Source organism: Nocardia sp. NBC_01377 (genome assembly GCF_045040005.1).
Classification (GTDB): domain Bacteria; phylum Actinomycetota; class Actinomycetes; order Mycobacteriales; family Mycobacteriaceae; genus Nocardia; species Nocardia noduli.
In genome coordinates this window covers 147,878-167,227 of sequence record NZ_CP109568.1, presented here as the reverse complement: position 1 = coordinate 167,227, position 19,350 = coordinate 147,878, and the positions used below count along the sequence as shown (strand labels likewise).

Annotated in this window: 20 protein-coding genes; 11 read left to right on the top strand and 9 right to left on the bottom strand. The window is 65.5% G+C overall.

The features are described from left to right. Nucleotides 1-207: 207 nt before the first annotated feature. Genes OG225_RS43700 through OG225_RS43685 form a run of 4 tightly spaced genes read right to left on the bottom strand, consistent with a single transcriptional unit; the run spans nucleotide 208 to nucleotide 3,140 of the window. Nucleotides 208-1,485, bottom strand: coding sequence for a hypothetical protein (locus tag OG225_RS43700; protein ID WP_405183695.1), 1,278 nt, complete (start codon nucleotides 1,483-1,485; stop codon nucleotides 208-210). Next, nucleotides 1,482-2,081, bottom strand: a complete 600-nt coding sequence (locus OG225_RS43695; RefSeq protein WP_331761102.1) for a VUT family protein — start codon at nucleotides 2,079-2,081, stop codon at nucleotides 1,482-1,484. The genes OG225_RS43700 and OG225_RS43695 overlap by 4 nt, the downstream gene beginning before the upstream one ends. After that, nucleotides 2,078-2,713, bottom strand: coding sequence for a hypothetical protein (locus OG225_RS43690; protein WP_331761100.1), 636 nt, complete (start codon nucleotides 2,711-2,713; stop codon nucleotides 2,078-2,080). The genes OG225_RS43695 and OG225_RS43690 overlap by 4 nt, the downstream gene beginning before the upstream one ends. A gap of 31 nt (nucleotides 2,714-2,744) precedes the next feature. Beyond that, entirely contained in the window at nucleotides 2,745-3,140 is a 396-nt protein-coding gene (locus OG225_RS43685) for a hypothetical protein (RefSeq protein WP_331761098.1), read from the bottom strand. A 274-nt stretch (nucleotides 3,141-3,414) separates the two neighbouring features. Between OG225_RS43685 and OG225_RS43680 the strand changes: the two genes are divergently transcribed. Then, on the top strand, nucleotides 3,415-4,368 hold the full coding sequence (locus OG225_RS43680) for an ATP-dependent DNA ligase (RefSeq protein ID WP_405183694.1): 954 nt from the start codon (nucleotides 3,415-3,417) through the stop codon (nucleotides 4,366-4,368). A gap of 91 nt (nucleotides 4,369-4,459) precedes the next feature. After that, the gene (locus OG225_RS43675) at nucleotides 4,460-5,350 is read left to right on the top strand and encodes a hypothetical protein (RefSeq protein WP_331761092.1); all 891 of its coding nucleotides are present in this window, start codon (nucleotides 4,460-4,462) and stop codon (nucleotides 5,348-5,350) included. Nucleotides 5,351-5,380: 30 nt separating this feature from the next. Here the strand turns inward: OG225_RS43675 and OG225_RS43670 are convergent, their stop codons facing one another. After that, the gene (locus OG225_RS43670) at nucleotides 5,381-6,115 is read right to left on the bottom strand and encodes a hypothetical protein (RefSeq protein WP_405183693.1); all 735 of its coding nucleotides are present in this window, start codon (nucleotides 6,113-6,115) and stop codon (nucleotides 5,381-5,383) included. 612 nt (nucleotides 6,116-6,727) lie between these two features. Here OG225_RS43670 and OG225_RS43665 point away from each other — a divergent pair. Next, nucleotides 6,728-7,108, top strand: a complete 381-nt coding sequence (locus OG225_RS43665) for an Lsr2 family protein (RefSeq protein WP_331761088.1) — start codon at nucleotides 6,728-6,730, stop codon at nucleotides 7,106-7,108. A gap of 905 nt (nucleotides 7,109-8,013) precedes the next feature. Continuing rightward, entirely contained in the window at nucleotides 8,014-8,769 is a 756-nt protein-coding gene (locus tag OG225_RS43660) for a hypothetical protein (RefSeq protein WP_331761085.1), read from the top strand. A gap of 67 nt (nucleotides 8,770-8,836) precedes the next feature. Here OG225_RS43660 and OG225_RS43655 read toward each other — a convergent pair whose 3' ends face one another. Next, a complete protein-coding gene (locus OG225_RS43655; protein ID WP_405183692.1) occupies nucleotides 8,837-9,796 on the bottom strand; it encodes a hypothetical protein in 960 nt (319 codons plus the stop codon). Next, nucleotides 9,796-10,350 carry a sigma-70 family RNA polymerase sigma factor gene (locus OG225_RS43650; RefSeq protein ID WP_331761079.1) on the bottom strand — a complete coding sequence of 185 codons (555 nt, stop codon included), beginning with the start codon at nucleotides 10,348-10,350 and terminating at the stop codon, nucleotides 9,796-9,798. The genes OG225_RS43655 and OG225_RS43650 overlap by 1 nt, the downstream gene beginning before the upstream one ends. A gap of 969 nt (nucleotides 10,351-11,319) precedes the next feature. On the opposite strand from OG225_RS43650, the gene OG225_RS43645 reads away from it, so the two are divergent. Continuing rightward, a complete protein-coding gene (locus tag OG225_RS43645; protein ID WP_331761076.1) occupies nucleotides 11,320-11,547 on the top strand; it encodes a hypothetical protein in 228 nt (75 codons plus the stop codon). A gap of 56 nt (nucleotides 11,548-11,603) precedes the next feature. Here the strand turns inward: OG225_RS43645 and OG225_RS43640 are convergent, their stop codons facing one another. Both OG225_RS43640 and OG225_RS43635 read right to left on the bottom strand, forming a co-directional pair. Next, the gene (locus tag OG225_RS43640; RefSeq protein WP_331761075.1) at nucleotides 11,604-11,876 is read right to left on the bottom strand and encodes a hypothetical protein; all 273 of its coding nucleotides are present in this window, start codon (nucleotides 11,874-11,876) and stop codon (nucleotides 11,604-11,606) included. 794 nt (nucleotides 11,877-12,670) lie between these two features. Next, a complete protein-coding gene (locus OG225_RS43635) occupies nucleotides 12,671-13,045 on the bottom strand; it encodes a hypothetical protein (protein WP_331761074.1) in 375 nt (124 codons plus the stop codon). Between the two features lie 741 nt (nucleotides 13,046-13,786). Here OG225_RS43635 and OG225_RS43630 point away from each other — a divergent pair. The 6 genes from OG225_RS43630 (at nucleotide 13,787) to OG225_RS43605 (ending at nucleotide 19,327) form a co-directional block, all read left to right on the top strand. Continuing rightward, the gene (locus OG225_RS43630) at nucleotides 13,787-14,749 is read left to right on the top strand and encodes a DUF4192 domain-containing protein (RefSeq protein ID WP_405183691.1); all 963 of its coding nucleotides are present in this window, start codon (nucleotides 13,787-13,789) and stop codon (nucleotides 14,747-14,749) included. Nucleotides 14,750-14,851: 102 nt separating this feature from the next. Beyond that, nucleotides 14,852-15,220: a hypothetical protein gene (locus tag OG225_RS43625; RefSeq protein ID WP_331761071.1), complete on the top strand. Its 369-nt coding sequence runs from the start codon at nucleotides 14,852-14,854 to the stop codon at nucleotides 15,218-15,220. Between the two features lie 831 nt (nucleotides 15,221-16,051). Then, nucleotides 16,052-17,113, top strand: coding sequence for a DUF4192 family protein (locus OG225_RS43620; RefSeq protein WP_331761069.1), 1,062 nt, complete (start codon nucleotides 16,052-16,054; stop codon nucleotides 17,111-17,113). 313 nt (nucleotides 17,114-17,426) lie between these two features. Next, on the top strand, nucleotides 17,427-17,696 hold the full coding sequence (locus OG225_RS43615) for a hypothetical protein (RefSeq protein WP_331761067.1): 270 nt from the start codon (nucleotides 17,427-17,429) through the stop codon (nucleotides 17,694-17,696). 129 nt (nucleotides 17,697-17,825) lie between these two features. Beyond that, nucleotides 17,826-18,257, top strand: a complete 432-nt coding sequence (locus OG225_RS43610) for a hypothetical protein (protein WP_405183690.1) — start codon at nucleotides 17,826-17,828, stop codon at nucleotides 18,255-18,257. A 299-nt stretch (nucleotides 18,258-18,556) separates the two neighbouring features. After that, nucleotides 18,557-19,327: a protein phosphatase 2C domain-containing protein gene (locus OG225_RS43605; protein ID WP_331761063.1), complete on the top strand. Its 771-nt coding sequence runs from the start codon at nucleotides 18,557-18,559 to the stop codon at nucleotides 19,325-19,327. Nucleotides 19,328-19,350: the final 23 nt, after the last annotated feature.

Sequence of the window (19,350 nt, the reverse complement as noted above, 5' to 3'; positions counted from 1 at the left end):
AACCGCCAGCAAACCCACCGAAACCCGGCAATGGTGACAACAATCTTGCAAACTCAGTGACAGATAGCCTGCCTCGCCGAAGCCGAACTCCAACGTCACGTCGGCAGCCGGTGACAACTACGGTGCTTCGTCACACCGGACCGACGATTGTGTCCTGGTCGGTTTCCCTGGATGCAGTCCAGCTGTCTGGTTCGGGGGCGCTGTGCCCTATTTCGGTCCGCCGCCGTCGCGGATAAGACCACGAGGACGCGGCCGCGCGTTCTGCGAGCGCCCGACTCCACTTCCACACGATGCACTCCTCCCCCGCGCGTTCGATCCGTCCTGCCGCTGCGCGACCGCTGCCCGGTCGGCTACCGCGGCGGTGAGCGTCGCCACGACGTAGTCCGCTGCCGCGCGCGTCGCCGGGTCGGACTCGAGGTCCCATTTCCGGCGCAGTTCTCGCAGGACGGCCAGCACCGGCCGATCCTGGTCGGCGTCGGCCATCCGGCGCACGCGAGCACGACTCATCCCCGTCAGCTCGGCGATCTCACGCACCGACATCCCGTCCTCATACGCCCATCGGATGCCGATTCCCAACTCCAGGCGCGCGGCCTCCTCCCGGAATCCCGTCAAGGCCAACCTCTGTGCGCGGCCGTCTCTGTCCACGTCCCTGGATCCCTTCTGAGTGCGTGCGGGCCCACCGTCGGGCGCAGGTCGGGTGAGGTGGCCGGCTACCGCGGCCAGCACCCGCAAGCGCCACAGAAACGCGAATCGCAAGCAGTTGGCGCAATTCTTGTGCCCGTGGCATCCGGGTAGCCGGATCCCTTCCAGTCGAGCCGTCGCACTCCACGCCATACTGTCCGAGGACAACAGAGACGACCCGTACGCGCCAAGACCTGCGGTTTTTATTCCCAGGCCATGTAGCCTTATGCCGGGTACGGCCTCGATGATCGCGGCGATGATCTCGCCTGCCTCGGTCGTGTTCTGTCGACGACACACACTGCCCACTGCAACGACAGGCTCGGCCGCCAAGTCGATCCCGGCTCGATCATAGAGTTCCACGCACCTCTCGTAATCGGTGCGCAGGTGCCCTTGAATCGTGGGAATAATCGCGAGATCGGTTGCTAGAGAACGCAGATCGAGCAGATTGCCGACTGTGCGACGCAGATGCTCGAGCGTCGATAGGCCGGTACCGGCGAACCGGATTCGCCCAACTTGCCCACCGTGAATGATTACCGGCTCGCACATCCAGTCCTGAGAGGCCGCGAAGGCTATGTTGCCGATCTCTTCGTGGTATCGGCGCAGCCGGTCCACATACTCGCGCGGTGTCGTGGACACCCATCCGCCGTACTTGGTCAATTCGCTGAAAGCGCCACTGTCGATGGCAATCTCACCACGCGCCTGCGGCAAGGTCTTACGATCACGGAGCCGGACATCGCTGATGAACAGCGGCGCGGCCGTCATGGTCGCCCAATTGGGCTGATGAGTCCCCATGAAAAATCTCACCGATCTCGCCTCCGCCGTCGACGTACTCCGATCACCGCGGAGGCGGCCGCTACCGCGTACATCTTGCCGAGCACCTGGCCGGGAAACATCGTGAGAGAGCCGAAAGCGATGGACAGGAACAACACCGAATCCACGACGGCTCCGGCGATACCTCCGAACAGCACCGCGCGAGTCCAGCGCGGCGCCAGCCAGGCGAACACGGCGAAGTCGATGAACTCACCGACCGTGAACGCCACCGCCGACGCCATCGCCACGGCCGGGCTCGCGATCGCATAGGACACACCCGCGCCGACCGCCAAGGCCGCTAAGGCGACCGTTCTGCCGCACAAGACATGCACACCGTCGCGCAGCACCAATGCGGGCCCGACCGCCAACACACCGGCCGACGACGACAGCCCGAACCCGACCGGCACGACACCGAACCGCTCGATCAGCCAGTTTGCTGCCACCACCGACGCGAAATACGCCGCCACGACGGCCCACGCCAGCACCGGGCGGCGCCGCGCGACAACGTAATCCGACCGACGCGACATGGTCGCGGGCGCGTCGGCCTGTCCGTCCGGTGCGGGCGTGGCCAGGCCGTGGCGCGCGGTCATTGCGGTGAAGCCAGCGCGTCGCGGGCCGCGGCTATCGCTGCGGCTTCGGCAGTCGCGGCATCGTGGTAGCCGGCGGCCAGCACGTCCACGACCAGCGGGCCCGACACCGCGTCCACGTGCGCGGTGAATGTCGCGGCACTGGAACCGGATCGACCCGAGATCACGACGCCCTGATCACCTACCTCGACCAGTTCGTGCTCGTCGACGGTGTCATGGAAACTCGGAAAGACCGCCGCGGCCGCGGTGCGGCTGTTGGTGTAGCTGGTCAACGGCGCAACCGGATCGACGGTCCGGCGCACCTCCAGATGTGCGCCTGTGCCCTGCCAGTTCACGACCGTCAGTGCCACGGCGCCGAGCTGGCGAGTGGACTCGGGCGCCGCGAGACAGACCGCGCCCGGTACGTGTGCCGCCAGCGTCGCTGCTGTCACCAGCGAACAGCTCGCCGCGACAGCGCGGCTCTCGGTGGTCGTGGTGGGTGCCGACGCCGATGTGCCGAATTGCGATTCGACCGAGGAAGGCTCGCTCGAATCGGGGCCGCCCGCCCGCACCGCGATCACCGTCGCCGTCACCGCGACCAGAACGGCGCCGGAGGCCAGCACACCCGGCCACCGGCCCCACGCGCGAGAAACCATAGCGATTTTCACCGATCAGCGCAGTCGTCGCTCACGGCACTTGCTTGATGATGAACAACTTGTTGCCGAACTGGCCGGGGTTCAGCACGCCGACCGTGATCCGCCCGTTGGGCAAACCGGCCATATCCGACCAGATCTGGGTCATCGGCGCTTCCACGTAGCCGTCCGGGCTCACCGGCGTCGGCGAACCCTCCGGTACCGACACCACCACCGAAGGCGCCACCAACTCGATACCCAGCGCCGCCGGAATGGGCGTGTTCGCCAGGAACGCGGTCTCCTCGTGATTGAACCGCAGCCCGACGATCACTCCGGGCGTCGGCGGGGACAACTCCACCGCCTGCGCCGTACCGGCCGATCCCGGCGACAACACCGCCAACGCACCGACTCCGATCGCCAACGATCCCAGCACTACCGAACGCACTCGCATGAAGATTCCTCCCCGAAAACCGGATATGACGCGAAAAGCCAGACAAAAGCGAATCTAAAGCCAGTTTTAAGCCAATGTCAATGGTGCCGCAAGGCATGAACGGCCGTGGGGCAACCGGTTCGGGGGCGCGCATCCGGCGGGCTACCGCGCCTCGATGCCTCGGAGTCCTTCGGTGCGCCCGAGGTTCGCCACATCGAAGCAGTGTGCGCGAATCGTGACTGTATATCGTGATCAAAAGGGTCCGATGTTGATAGCCGTCGATACGCTGGACTGTGTGTCAGTGCCGACACCGATGCTCGCTACCCCCGGGCCGCCGCCCGGCACCGCCGCGTGGTCGGTCGAGCTCAAATTCGACGGTATGCGCCTGATGGCGGTCTGCCGCGACGGCCACTGCCGTCTCTACAGCAGGTCACGGCGCGAAGTGACCACTTCGTTTCCCGAGGTCGCCGAGAGTATCGCCACCGCGCTGCACGGACGCACCGCGACGCTGGACGGCGAACTGGTGGCGATCACCTCCCTGGGTGGCTCGTCCTTCGCCCGCTTGCAACGCCGCATCCACCTCGCCCGCCCGACCCGACGTCAGATCCAGGACACCCCGCTCGAGTTCGCCGCGTTCGACCTTCTCGTCCTGGACGACGAATCCACCACCGCACTGCCCTATCGAATCCGCCGCGCACGGCTCGAAAGCCTCGCCCTCGACACCGCGGGGCTGCGGACCGTACCCGTATGGCCGGGAGTCGAAGGCGCTCGAGTCCTCGCCGCAGTCGCCGACCTCGGTCTCGAAGGTGTGGTCAGTAAAAAACTCGATTCTTCGTATGTCCCCGGCCGCTCACGCGCATGGGTGAAATCGGCCGTCCGTCGATTCGGGGACGCCCTCGTTCTCGGATGGCTCCCGGGAACCGGCGCGCACTCACGAACCGTGGGCGCCCTGATTCTCGGCGGCCGCGACGAGTCGGGCGGGTTGGTCTATCTCGGCTGCGTCGGATCGGGTCTGAGCGGCCCGGCCCGGCACGCGCTGCGCCGGACCCTCGACGAAATCGTCGCCCCGGCACCCGATATCACCGGAGCGATCCCCCGCGAGGTCTTGGCGCACGCCCGCTGGGCTGAGGCAGTGGTGGTCGCCGATATCGCCTACCGTGAGATCTCCGCCGACCACGTACTGCGCCACCCCAGCTTCCGCGGAATCAAAGTCGATATCGCGCCCGAGGACGTGGGCATTCCCGACTGACGGCCACCGAGAACGGCCATCAGCCCGTCTGCGACGATAGCCGGACGAAATCCAGATGCTGTGCGGGGTGCAGGCGTGTAAACCTGTGCGAATGAGTGACACCACCGCCTCCGAGACCCGACTCGCAATCGTCGGAGAATGGCTCTCCGCACTTCGCCGGGGTCTGATCATCGGCGACTTGAAAACGGAGGAAGTAGCCTCGGATCTTCGTTCGCTCGCGGTGAATTACATCGTTCGGCGCCAGGTCGAAGCCCTCCAAGCCGCCGTGGTGTTGGCGAATGCCGGTCTGGGGCATTTGGCCGGGGGATTCGTCCGGCCTGCCCTCGATGAGCTGCTGTGGATCGACTGGATTAAAGACCTGCCGAAAGCCGCCGCGCACGAACTTCTGAACGACATGGGCCGCCACGACACGATCCGCTCATTGCTCGCCCAGCGGGAATACGTGGGTGATGAAGTGATGCAGCAACTCTGGTACCCGGTCGCCGCCCTGGACGCGGCAGTCCAACAGAAGGACGAGGTGGAGGCGGAGCTGAGGAACCACGGCGAAACTCTCGGGTGGGGCAAAGGTGTGTATCCGCGCGGGGAGTGGGTCGCCGAGCGAACCGGCAGGGGACCGCTGTTTCGGTATCTGCACAGCGCTACGAGCCGGTCGCTGCACTTCTCGATGGGTGAAGTCATGAGGAACGGATGGGGTGAGCGCGGAGGAATGCTCACCACCATCGAACCCGAGTTCCGGCGCAACCGCACAGACTTCGCCCTCGATCAACTTCCTCGACTGTTCTCCGACACACTGGCCGCCTGCCACTCGCTGCGTGAAGCAGCGGGACTCGAATTCGAGATCGAAGACGGAGAAGAATCGGAACGATTCGTCACCGCGGCCAAGAACCTCGCGGCATGCGGCGCCATCCCACTCGTCCACGCCCACGAATGGAACCTCGGTCCCCACGGTCCCCTCGGACAGGTGCAGTCGATCGAGGAATAGGCACCGGCGGCCGCATCGGGCCGCTGTCGCTCAGAAGGCGAGGTATTCGCGCGATGCCCCTTGCGGGGCGAGCCGCTGATCGCCCGGATACAGACCCAGCCCCGGCAGCCGGGCGTCGATGTCCTTCCGATTCAGCGGCGGCGATACCGGCGCCAGACTGATCCGCTCGTCCAGGTCGATCCACTCGGCGTCGGGATCCAGGGCACGAACACGCGCCACTCGGCCCGATTCGACATACACCACACCACGCAGTTCCTTGCGGCGATCTGCCGGGATATGGGAACGCATCGCGGACAGCCGCCGATCCATCTCCCATTCGGGATCCTCGCTGCCCTCGAACTCCGCACGCAGTTTCTGCAACATTCGCGCCGAACGATAGACGATCTGAACGCTGCCCTCTCCCCGCGCTTCCACGGCCGGCAGTTGCAAGAACGCCGGGAGATCGGCGAAGGCTTCGCGCGCCCACTCATACGGTGCGATCACCGCTTGGTCCTTGTACACCGTCACTGTGACGTGACGGCCTCGGTCCAACCTCTCCCGTAGTTCTCGAAGCATCGGCCGGGCTGCTCGGGAGTTGATCGGCTCGTCCACCAGCGTCGGGGGAATCTGGTTCGCCTGTCGGCCCACCGACCACACCCCGTGCGACATCAACACCGCGATCGGCCGGTCGCGGTATGCGATCACGGTGACCTCGTCGTCCCGGTATGCCTTCCGCAGTTCGTCGGAAAGATGCGCACGCAGGTAGTCGAACTCGATCACTCGCATTCGCGACACCTTACGCGCCTTACGCACATGCAGCGGCACACCCGCATCACACACGCGTCCGACAACCCGCTCACTCGCCATCACAACAGCCATGACCATCCTCCGTTCTAGCGATCATCGAGTCGACAAACCTCGACCCTGGTGAGTCCTACCGAACAAAGACAACGGCACCGCCCGCTTCGGCGACCGCCACATCCACTGACGCGCGACCCGAGAGCCGAACCGCAGCAACACAGCACACGATCCGGATTCCGACGCATATCGCCAGCGGGATGCCGTCGGCACCGCCGCGCTATCCGACGCGGAAAGAACCGGCGATACCCCGGGCGATCCCGGCGGGAAAGGCCGGCGAACTCCTGAAAAGAATCACACCCTGCCCCTACCGCTGAATCGAACGAACCAGAATTCCGAGCTCGAAACCCTGGTCGGTATCTATAACCAATACCTTACGCACCTTACGCACCTTGCGCAAATCTGATTGCCGTGTTCTCCGGTGGCTCTGCCGACCGGTCGACCGCGGCCCCACCGTCGGGACCTGGTCGACAATTCGAGGACCGTCCCTATCCTGGCGTTGGGAGTACCCACCAATCGAGTACGGGGAGAAGGCAATCCATGGCACGAAATTTCAGAACCGTCGTCGATGTCGTCGACGACCTCTCAGGCGAGATCGACGACGCCGCCGAGACGATCGAATTCGGCTACCGCGGAACGCTCTACGAGGTCGATCTGGGGCCAGCGAACGCGGCCCGGTTGGACGAGGCCTTGGCGCCGTTCATCAACGTTGCCCGCAAGGTCAGGAAGCCGGCGAAGAAGCCCGCCGCGAAAGCGTCATCCGCGCAGTCGGAGGAGCGCCGCAAGATCCGAGCCTGGGCCCGTGACAACGGGCACGAGGTCGCGCCGGTCGGCCGCATCGACGGTGCCGTGGTCGCCGCCTACCACGAGGCGCAGCGATCCTCGGCGGATCCGAGGATCGCGGTTCAACAAGCCTCGTGAAGTACTGGATCAGGGGCTGGATCAGCCCCTGGATCAGCCCCTGGATTATCACGATGGTTGGGTCCAGGGGCTGGACCTGGGTCTGATCCAGGATCAGACCCAGGGGTTAGTCCAGGGGCTAACCCACCCCGAAAATTGCGTTGAAGTGCGGATTTCTGCCTTGCTCCCGTCCTTTTCGTTCGCAGGCTCACGATTTTCAAGACCACCCTCGCTCTGCGAGCACTCAATCGAGGGTGGTCTTGAAAAACCAAGGACGGGAGCAAGGCAGAAATCCCAAAGGAGAGTTCAGAGGTGGTGAAGAGAGAAAAAAGAAAGGAAGTCTGTGTGCCGTCCACTACGCGCAGTGGGGGAGGGCGGAAAGGCGTACCCTCCCCCACTGCGCGTAGTGGACGGCACACAGACACCTCCCCCTGCCCCCTCCTTGAAAGGAGGGGGTTCCACCTCCCCCTGCCCCCTCCTCGAGGAGGGGGTTCCGCCTCCCCCTCGGCCCGCGCCCCCTCCCCGGAGGGGGCTGGCCGGACGGGCCGCCTGCGGCGGCCCGCGGCGCTACGCGCCCGGCCCCGCTGGGCGGGGCCGTATGCGTCCTCGCAAGGCGAGTACGCCGATCGGCGAGACCCGCCGTCCGATACCGCGATGTTCACCGAAACACCACGCTGGCGCGCCACTCGGACCCCGGTGCACAGCCGTGACCGGCGGCATCGTGTGGTGCGCGCTGTCCATGACCTGCGCCCGCCCGCGGCCGGGCCGGGCATCGCGTCGCGGCAGGTCGGCCGAGACCGGCGATATCATGCAACGAGGGTTCTGAAAAGCGCTGGGGAGGCCGCCATTACCGATTGTTCGATCGATACAGCTCGTGGCATGAGCGAATCGGTGGCCGGGCATGTCGTGAGAGCGGGTGTTTCGGGGTGAGGTCGCCAGCTGTGCACCGCTCGGTGACGGGGAAACGGCGAGTCGTCGCCATCACCGAACGCGATGCCGCAGTGTTGAAATGGCTCGCCGATGTCCAGATCGCCAGCACCGACACAATGCACAACGCCTATACCTACTTCGGCCTGACCCCGATCACGAAGAAACGGTGTTCGGCGCGCCTGGTGGAACTCGTTGCCGGTGGCTACCTCGGCGTCGCTGGACTACGGCGGGGAAACAACCGTCGCGTCTATTGGCCCGCGCACGAGCCCTACCCGATCGCACGCCGCGATCTCGCCCACGATCTGATCGTCGCCGACATGTCGGTCATGCTGCTCAAAGCGCGAGGTGAAGAGTTCCTGCACTACAACCGCAACCGACCCGCTGCCATGACAGCCGAGCCCCGCCAATGGACCCGAGACGCACCGATCGACAAGCAATCCCACCTCGGCGACGGAATGATATGGCTGCCCGACGACACCAGCGTGATCGTCGAAATCGAACTGACCAACAAATCTCCGCAGAAACTCGCCAAAGTCCTCGATTCACACGCAAGCAGAATCGCCTCATCGGACGAGGCGGCAACACACATCCTCTACCTCACCACACACCGGGTAGGACAAGTCGTCGCGGCCACGTGGGCAAAGCAGGGACACGCCGCGGACCACCCCGATCGGATGCAAGTCATCCACGTCATCGACGACACCACCCTGGGACCGATCGACAACGCCAGGACGATTCCCATCCCGACCTGAGAAGTCGGCTCCTGTCGCAACGCCGACCGTGATGAATCGAACGCGGTTGCGTCCTCCTTCCCAGGTGCTACGCGTGCGCGATATCGGGAATACCGTCCTTCTGGACCAAGAACACCCCGTCCTCAACCTCGATCGAGTACTCGTCGACGATGTCCTTCACCGCATCCGGCCACACAGTGTGGTTGGACCAGAGAACCCCGTCGAGATCATCATCGCTGATGTGCAAGGAACGGAGGTCGTCTCCGGCGAAATTGTTGATGCCTTTTTCGAATTCGAGAAGGACACGGATGACGTCTCTCATCACCTCCACCTGATCAGCAAAAAAGATCGGGCGCGGGTCATGCCTAACGATGATCCCCGCAGCTTCCTCTGAGATCGTCCTGAATCCTGCTCGAATCGTTTGAAACCCGCCAAGAGTAGCGACGATGACTTCGTAATCTGTCATCGTCATCGTCTCCGAAGCGGCGATTCGATCGACGCCGCCTTCTCCCAATGCTGTCAGGCCTTGTAGCAGTGGTCTGGATATTCTCTCCGCCGCCAACTTGAGCTGCGTCGAAGGAGATTCGTCATGTGCCCATGCGCGGCCACGAGGTCCGCTCAGGTCCGTGAAGAGACACTCGGCCGCTAGGCGACAAGCCTCAAACAGCCCCGCACGATGCAGTGCGGTCCGAAACTCCCACCGTAGGTGTGGGTGGAGCCTCGTCCACCGCTGATCAGGGAGGCTGCTCGGCCACCCGAATCTGTGAGCCCGCTCTGGCTTCGTCGTTTCTGAGTCGTCACTCGGCGCAGGTGTGCGTCGATGCTCCACAGGTTCGGCCGGAAACGGTGCGACGATCGCGGCCAGGCCCGCCTCGATATCCAGGTCCCGGGGCAGGTCAGCTACGTATTCTTCGTGCCGGTCGGCGATGAAGATTTCGCGCAGTCCGGCGTCAATGTCGAGTTCTCGGCTCAGATCAGCGATGTAGCGTTCGTGCCGGTCGCCTAGCGAACGGTCCGAAAAGGAGTCGGCGTCAGTGAAATCGGTCATCAGTGCCCGCTCGAATCATTCAGACGGTCAGCGAGAGTTCGGCGCGCTTTCATCAGATTCGCCCGAGCGGCCTCAGGAGTGATCCGAAGGATCTCGGCGATCTGGGTGGGCGAGTAGCCTGCCAACGTCCAGCACATAACCTGCCGTTGCCGTGGTGGCAGTGTCGGAATAATGCGTTGAAGGTCATAGAGGTGCTCCATGCCGTCGGAATCCGGAAGTCTCCTCAACAGCGCTGTTCGCTCCGGCAACTCGGCAACCGGTTCCTCCACCAACTTGCTCATTCGCCGGGCGTACTCGCGCCCAGCGACCGTGTAGGACCACGTCGGGGGGTGTGCGATGCTCGACCATGATCGCCAAGCCTTCTCCAAAGTGTCCTGGGCGATTTCGGCCGCGTCTGCCCGGGACGCGCCGTGGCCTTCGATGAAAGCGACCAGCCTGGGCACGAACTGCCGGTAGAAGGCACTGAAGGCGTTCATCGCTTCTTGCCGCGCATCGAGCCCGGAATCGAGTTTCCTTATCGGAATCTCGCCGGTCGCGTTCTCTTCGTCGCTCACCCGATTCACTCCGTGTCAGGGCCGATGATCAGTCGGGTTCGTCGACCGCCTCCGTGATCATCATCGAGACAACTGCCCAGCGGCAGCGCGCGAATGAGATCGAGCAGATAGCCGCGGTGGACTCGCTGCTGCCGTGTCCGCCATCTTAGGCGTAGCCACAGCCCGACGAGAGTCAGAACGTGGACTATCGAGGAGGTCACGATCACCACAGCGGGGTTCATCGGGGCTTCTTTCTCAAGGATTCGGTTGTTGCGCTCGTATACATAGACGCGCCCGATCCCGCAGGCGTGAACTCGCGGAAGCAAATTTCTTCGCCCACCGACCACCGCAGCCGGAAGACACCGCCCCGCTCGTGGCAAGTGGCGTCGAAGTCGCCGACCGAAGCCGTACGGCGAACAGTCGCTTCGGTATCGAAATTCGCGCTCACGGTATCGAATCCGGACTCAGGGCCAGGTGATTCGCGCTACCGCGACACAGAGCCTGCCCGATTGCCGTAGCTCCCGCGCAATCACCTTCCAGCGCCATCACGTACGCGGTAGTGGCGCCGATCCCGAAACTCGCCCCCGACGACCGCTCACCGCCCCTCGCGGGCTACGCCCGCGACACCAGGCCGCAGGCCTGCGACACCGCCCATGCCGCACAGCGGCACGGGCGGTGTCGTCGAGGCTCCCTCGCCCGCCGGAGGCGGGCTCGTAGGGCCATTCGTGGCCGGGGAAACACCACCGCCCCGGTGCAAGACCGCGGCCGTCCCGGGTTCCGAACCTCACCACCGATGTCGGTGAGTCGACCAGTCGGCTCACCAGGGCCTTCCTGTCGTGGCGATCTGACCGATCGAGGGCTATCACGGCCGCGGTGGACATCAAGAGCGCCTACGGCGTCCCTGCGGGATTGCTGCGCAACTCCTGACATCCACCACGGCCGTGATCGAGACGCCCTCAGTCAGACCACCCCGACAGGAAGGCCCCGACCATGAGCTACCCGACCGATCAACTCCCCGACATCTCCAGCCTCGGCGGCGAATGGACCCTCGCCACCGTCCCGGAGGTCGCCTTCGGACACCCCGTCCAGGTCGGTCGCGCGATGTTCCCCGACCACGAATGGCCCTACGAGCCCGCCAAATGCACCTGGGACCAGGGAACCTGGTACCTCGACGGCACCCTCCTGATCTGCATGGGCTGCGGAACAGACGGCACGTAGGCCGGGGCGGGGGCCACCCCGGCCCCCGCCCGCCGCACTGCGGCGGGCGGGTCTCGTCAGGGCGTCGAGACCGCACCGGACGGTGAATCATGCCGCGTCCCAGCGACATCACCGGAACCGAAACTCGTGGTCAACAGCAAAACCACGACCGTGACGACGGCCAGCAGAAGACCCAGCGTCGTACCCATCACCCGGCAGCCATAGGGCAGCGCCTCTACGACGGGCCGTCCACGGGCTATATGAACGATCGCGGCCGCCAGACCGCAGATCACCGACGTCGCGAAAATCAGGGCCACGATCAGCACGACCGTGCCAACAGACAATTCCATGAAAGTTCGAGCTCTCTCGCTACGAGAGTCGCGAAGTCGTCCCATCGGAGAACTACCCGACGCCACGCCCAAGGCGAAACCAGGACAAACGGTTACGGCGATAAGTCAACCAGAAACGACTCGCGACCTGTGGGCAGGTCAGCACAACACGCAGCCCGCAAGCTGCGTGCAGTCGAAAATCCGATGCCTTTCTCGTCCGCACCTGCGAGAGCCTCGCTCGGGTTCGGACTGAGAGGTCGTCCGTCCCGCTCTCGCCCCTTACATGTCTCGTAGTGTGTCCCGGTACCGCGCGGGGCGAAATTCGGTGCGGCGGGCCGGTAACGGCCGGGATGGTCCCGGTTCCTGAGCAGATGATACGACGACCACCGCAGACATCTTCAAGGGGCCTCGGGTCACGAAAACCATCCCCGACACTCCGTCCCGGACGTGAGTCGAGCAGGGCCGCAGTGTTTTCAGAGCTGCCGCGACCTGGTACCTGCCCGGCTCAGCGCAGCTCCCACACAATCACCTCCCAGCGGCATCACCCCCCGGTTGCAGGCCTACCGAACCACATGCCGGTCCCGTCTCATACGTGCGGACACCGGAACCAGACCGTGCAAACTGTCCTGCACATCGACCCGTTCGGTGCCCAGATCGACCACGCGTACCCGAACCGCCGCACGGTCGACGACCACCGCCCGCCGAGACCCGTCGGTCCATCTCCCACAACCGACCCGGCGTCCCGGCGAACTCCGCTTCCAGCCGACGCTGCGTCGCCGACCGCGACGGACCACGATCGCCGCAGCCGAATCCGTCTACGACCGTGGCGTGCTCGGCGCACCGGATTCGAGCAGATCGATCTCGGGCAGCACCTGACGTGCCCACTCGTACGGCACGAGCACACCGGTCACATCACCCCACACCGTGACCACGACATGAGCACCGCGCTGCACGGCCTGGCGGACCTTGCGAAAACCCGTCCGCACCTGCATCGAGGTCAACTCCTCGCACTGCGAATCGTTCACCGCCACCACGGCACGGCCGTCGCGCCACGTATCCGGAGGCATCAACACGACCTCGCGCGCACCCCGTCGGCCCGTCACGAGGACATCGCCGCCCGCGGCGGCTTCCAACTCGTGGCTCCAGTTGGCCCGCAGTTCGCTGACTTCGACAGCCCGAATCCCTGACATACCATCAATCGTACGTAATGTACGTATTGTGCGCAATTGAGTGGCGTGCGGGACCGACGACGCGCGATCCCGCATTCGAGCTACCGCGACCGAGTGCCTGCCCGGCTCAGCGCAGCTCCCGCACAATCATCACCCAGCGGCAGCACCTCCGAACAGCGCGGTGAGGTCGCCCAGCGCCCGGAATCGGTGGCGGTGCCGTCCTCCGCGAGCGCTGCTCGCGCGGTGTCCGCCCCGAACGCGGTGTGGTGTTCCTTCGGTCGTCCGGGCGCAGCTGGCCTATCACAACGGCCACCAGGGCACCGAGGCGCCTTCGGCGTCGCTACGCGATGACGCTGCGCGCCACCCCGCCACCCCGGCACCCGTCGTGATCGAGACGGCCACAGGCCGACCGAAGGAACACCACACCACGGCCCTCCCTATGTCGAGGCCGGGCGGACGCCGGGAAAGCCCTGCGGCCAGGGCCGCGAGCGGGGCGTCGCCCCGCGCCCCACTCCTCGCCGGAGCGGCAGACCTCCCAAAGGGATCGTCGACGAAAGGTCAAGTTACGCAACGTGATTCGTGACGTGATCTTTCCGATAGCTGGCAGCGAACCGAAAGAATGGCGTACAAAACGTACAAAAGATAGAATGGACTTGTAAACGGAAACAGGAAATAGGCGAGTGAATCACAGAAATTACCTCCGCCGGAAAACCGGTTTCCACCAGCTCGAACAATGAAAGTAGCGCGTTAGTGGACGAGAACATGATTCCCCTCACTGCTTCGCAGATCATGGCGAAACTCCCCGCCGATTTCGGTTTCTATCCGTGCCGGTCGGTGGTTCTGATCGCGATGGTCCACGAGGCGGGCCAACTCGTGGTGAGCGGGTCGGGCCGATTCGATATCGACCGATTCGCCCCCGATGCCGCCCTCGTGCCGCCTTCACCACTGCTCGACGGTGCCCACGCGGTCGGTGTCGCCGTCATCGATGACCGGCCCGATCAGCTCGACGTGCATCGCGCGCACCTGCGCCGGATCCAGGCCAGGGTGAGCAAGGACGATATTCCCGTCGTATTCGCCTACGCGACTCCCGAAATCGCCGACGGCGCGCCGTGGTGGTCGCTCAACGACGACGGCCGCAACGGACTCATCATTCTGCCCGAGGACCTCACCGGCAACCGGCCGATCTACCGCGGCCGGGCCGAAGCCGTCGCCGCCCTGGAAGCCGTCGACCCCGCCGGGGCCGACGCCACCCGCGAGTTGATCTTCCCCGCCGTCCGTGACCTGGACCGCATCCTTGCCGCTGTCGGCGAGGACACCTTCCTGCACAACGAAACCCGCTATTGCGCCGATCTGATCCGCGACCATCCCAGCGGCGCGACCCTCACCCCCGCGACCGCCGCCGAAATCGCCGCGCGAGTACTGCACAAGAATCTCGCCGACAGGCTTCTGTTCGCACGTACCGACGACCACCGCGCCACCGCCGCGTTCTGGCGCGATGTCGCCCGTCTGATGCCCGATAACGCCCTGCGCTGCAAGGTGCTGACCCTGCACGGATTCCACGCCTTCGCCAGCGGCGGCACCGCTGCGGGGAGGCTGGGCCTCGAGGCCGCCCTGCGCGAGGATCCGCACAACGTCATGACCAGGCTGCTACACCACATGGTCGCGACCCTCGGCCTGCGACCGGAGAAGGTGCGCGAAATCGTCGCCAAACTCACCATCAGCTGACCCGCCGGGCCCAGGGCCGGTGTGGGCCCACAACGCCCGCACCGGCCCCGGCCCCGCACCTGGCCCGACAGCACCCGCCCGCCCCCGAAAGGCCCCCCGCACATGGACATACAGCAACGAGTCCTCGCGACCATCGACAACAACCCCGCCGTACTTCCCGACGTCGTCGCCGATTTCGAGCGCCGCTGGAGGAACGACCCGCGCGATGTCGAAACCCGCCGTATCTACTTCGCCCTCCGGACGATCCTCGAGCAGCGGTTCCCCATCGATCAGTACCGCCCCGACCACGTCGAGACCCCCACCGAGGCCGAAGACGACCAGGACCACCCCTTCTGGACCACCGACCCCTTCACGATCTGGGACTCCCGATATCGCGCTCTGGCCCGCCAGCTGGGCGGAGACACCGCAGCCCACATCCACGTCCACACCAACAAGGGGCTCCCCGATCCACCACAGGACCAGCAGTCCTGAACATCCGGTCCGGCGGTAGGCAGGGTCGGGGCCACAGCCCCGGCCCGCCTACCGCCGCGACGACATGACCACAGGACCCCGGCACAGCCCGCGCCCGAACTCGCGGCGTGATCCCTCCCCGACCCCGGACGCCGGACCCACGCCGCACACACGATGCCCGGCGGCCGCCGCCGACAGGACCGCTCACCACGATCAGAGCTGCCGCGACACCGAGCCGTCCCCGAAAAACGCCGCTCCCGCGTCGATCACCACCCGGCCCGGTCGACCCCACGCCGCGCACCTCCCGCAGACCCCAGCGGCCCGGCGCCGTACCCGACGATGTCCGCGAGCTGGCGCTCGCGCGGGGTGCCGGGCGGGTGTCGGTGGGTTCCTCCGCTTGGCCAGATTGGGGCCTATCACACCAGAACCCGGCCCGCCAGCTCGCCGGTCCCAGCGAATCGAGAACTACCGAGACCGACGAGCTGGCGGGCCGGAACCTGGCGTGATCGTGGCGGCCCCAGGCCAAGCGGAGGAACCCACCGACACGGACACAGCCGTGCCCGACACCCGAAAACCCCGCGCGGCCGCAGGCCGCGGGCGACGCGCGCGCCGCCGAGGACCGCGCGGCCTGCGGCCGCGAGCGGGGCGTCGCCCCACACCCCACTCCTCGCCGGAGGGGCAGACCCGCAGAGGGCACCAAAAACCCGCGTTGACCTGCGGTTTTACTGTGAAATTGTTCACCCCCAAGGCTATAGCGTACGAAACGTACGAAACGTACGATTGAAGATAGGAAGCAGGGGGAACGGAAAGGCTCGCAGCGAGCCAGCCCCCCGCCCCCGGAAAGAACGCACAGTGAACCTGAAAACCGTGGTCATGGCCGATCTCGCCGCCGCCGCACCGTCAATTTTCAAACTGGATTTCACCACCGTTGGCGGACTGCTGGTCATCTACGCGCGCGGCGGAATCATCGTCCCGTCACAACATTTCGACCTCACCGACGACCCGCGCAAGGTAGCGCGCGCCATCGCGCGCTACGTCACCGGTAACGAGATCGATTCCGCGTATCTGGTTCTCGTCGCCGAGACCGGAATTCCGTTCGGCGTGACCGGTGTGGAATCGCCGTTCACCGCTGGATTGTCGTTGCATCGCAGCGCGCTGGACCAGCTGAGCGGCATCGGCATTCGCGTACGCGGACAGATCCACGTCGAGCAGATCAGCCGGGGCGCGCGTTGGCGAGACCTCACCACCAGTTTCGCCGGAACGCTGCCCGATCCCGAGACCAGCGCCGCCGCACTGGCCGGAATCCTCGGCTCGGTCACGCCCCTTGTCGATCTGGGTTTCATCCGCGCCCACTTCGCCCCCGACCCCGACCCGGTCGACCCGATCACCGCCGAACTCGAGGCGCGCACCGACCCCGAGGCATTCGCCGTCGTCACCTTGCGCGAACTCTCGCGCCGAGTCGGCGCATACGCCACCACCAACCCCGACGAGCGCGAAGAGATGTTGGCCGCACTCGTCGACGCGCGAGGCACCACCGTGCCGCTGTCCGCGCGTCTGGCCTACTTGCTGCGCATCAGCGACCCCGCCCACGCCGCCATGCTCGGAATCTCGCTCATCGACCCCGCCGCCGCGACGGTCTACACCGAGATCGCCAACCAGCTGACCGGAATCGACCGCGCCCACGTGCTGACAGCCGTCGCGATCGTCCACTACGCCAACGAGAACGGAGCCCACGCACACGAAGCACTGCGGTTCGCCGACCTCGCGGTATCCGAGGCCCGCACCGAGCGCCCGCCCTTGCTGCGCATGATGTGGGAAGCGTACGCCGTCGGTATCGAATCCGACCAGGCGAAATTCCTGCTCTACACCGGCAAGAGCACCGCCGAACAGTTCGGAATCGACCTGTACGTCTGATCTTCCCCGGAAACCCCCGACCGAACCGGTCGGGGGTTTCCCCGTTTCCGAATTGAACGCGCCTGGATATGTGACCCGACTCACTCGCCTAATTCGTCTCAGAATTAGCGTACGAAACGTACAAGACGTACAATTGAATCAATGGAGATGAGGCAGACCGGGAGAGCGTGACAGCCCGGAATCTCATCTCGCGATATTTGAAAATTACACAGCGTGAAATCAAGGGGGCGGCCCCGTGTCTCGCGACACGCACGAGACGCGGCACGCCCCCATTAGGCCGATTGACCAGGCGATTCACCGGAGGACAACGCCCATGCGCACCATTCGGCGCAACAGCAAGGAATTCCGCACAGCCCTCGAGACCGCGACCGAAGTGCACCGCCGCACTCTGGCTACCAACTGGAAGCCCGTACCGAGCAGCGTCGAAGAAGTCACGCGCTTGCTCGAAGACCGTGCGTACAAATTCCAGCAGAACGACGCAGGCAAATACATCGTGACTCACGCGGAATTGCCCGTCGAATACACGCTCATCCACGACGCGCCCGCCGCCGCCCCCGGCGCGGACGACAGCGACAAGGACTGAGCCCCCGAAGCTTGCCGAAATCGGCAGGAGTTCATCAAGTCGATGAACTGACACGAAAAGGAGAAACACACAATGCCCCTCATCATCATGCGGATGCCCGACCCGTTCGAGCTTCTGAGGATGGCAACGATGGCAGCGATAGCGGCCGAAATCGCGGATATGGAATCCGACCCGCCCGGCCTCTGGCTCGACCTCGAGCACACCGACGAAGCCGAGCACGAACCGGGCCACGCATCGCGACACGACAAGGTCGCGGCGGTGTGCGTCATCGACGCCACCAACGGCGACAAAGTCGAAGTTGCCGAAGGCTGGGGAGGATTCTACGGCTGCGGAGAGCAGGCGATGGGCGTGCTCATCGAGGCCGACCCCGAACAGTCCGAGCGGCGTACGGCCCGACTGGTTCCCCTCGACATGCACGAGATGCGCGCCGCTGTCCCGGACTCCGGTGCGTTCCACTGGGGCGGTAGCTACGCCCACAGCGACGCCCCGGCGTTCGCCGATGTGATCCGGCGCTACCTCGGTCGCGAGGAAACCCGCCTGAAGGTCTACGACAGCCAGTAGACCCACCCGCGCAGCGCCCACACGGGACACGCGCGGAACGAACAACGGCCGTGCGACAACGGACAGTCGGTAGCCGCCCGAAGCCGCACGACCGAACCCGAAAGCCCTGCCGCGCCGGAACCCACCGGCGCGGCAGCGCTCGGAAACGGAACTCCGCTAGCGCTCCGTGCCGTCATCTCGGCGGCAGAGCCCCAGCCCTACCGGAGCCCGCAACCCGACCCACCCAACGAGACAGGGCACCGGTCAGTCGGTAGCTGTCCGGTGCCCTACTCGCATCACTGTAGGAGATCCACCCCACCATGACAAGAATCGTGCAACGCCCCCGCGCGGCCATCTCCACCCGGCCCGGCAACCGCGACACCAACCAGGACGCCGCCGCCGTCGCCGACTACGACGCGACACCGGCCCACATCGTGGCCGCCATCGCCGACGGACACGACACCAACAAGTACTCCGGACTCATCGCCGACGCCGCCGTCAGAATGGCCACCGTCCAAGGCGCGGCCGTCGACCACCGCCAGCGCCCGGCGCGCCTGGTCGAACTCACCCGCGCCGTGATCCCCCAGATCGGGCAGTTCGCCGCGCGCCCGATCGCCTTGCAGTTCTGGGACTTCGCCGATATCGACGACCCCACCCGCGCGAACACCGCCCTACTCGTGGCGACCGTCGATCACTTCGGAGCCGTGCACATCGGCTGGCTCGGCGACGTCCGCGCCTACATCCTGACCCACACCGCCGCCCTCTACTTCCTCACCAACGGCGACCGCACCCGCCCCCCGAACCCGGACCGGCGCGACACCCTCGGCAGCCACGACCACCCCGAGTCCGCGAACTGGCCGACCAGCAACAGCGGCCACCGCGCCCGCCGAGTCCTGCTGTGCACCAGCGGTTTACACCGCGCCCTGCCGGACTCCGAGATCCGAACCGTTCTCGCCGACGCCGCGACCCGCGAAGACGCCGCGCACGAGCTGACCGCGCGCGCAGTCGCCGCGAGCGCCGACCCCGACAACGCCACCGCAATCGTGATCGACGTTCCACCAAGCAATCCGCGCCTCAGCGTCGTCCGCTGACCCCGACCAGCTGAGCCGCACCA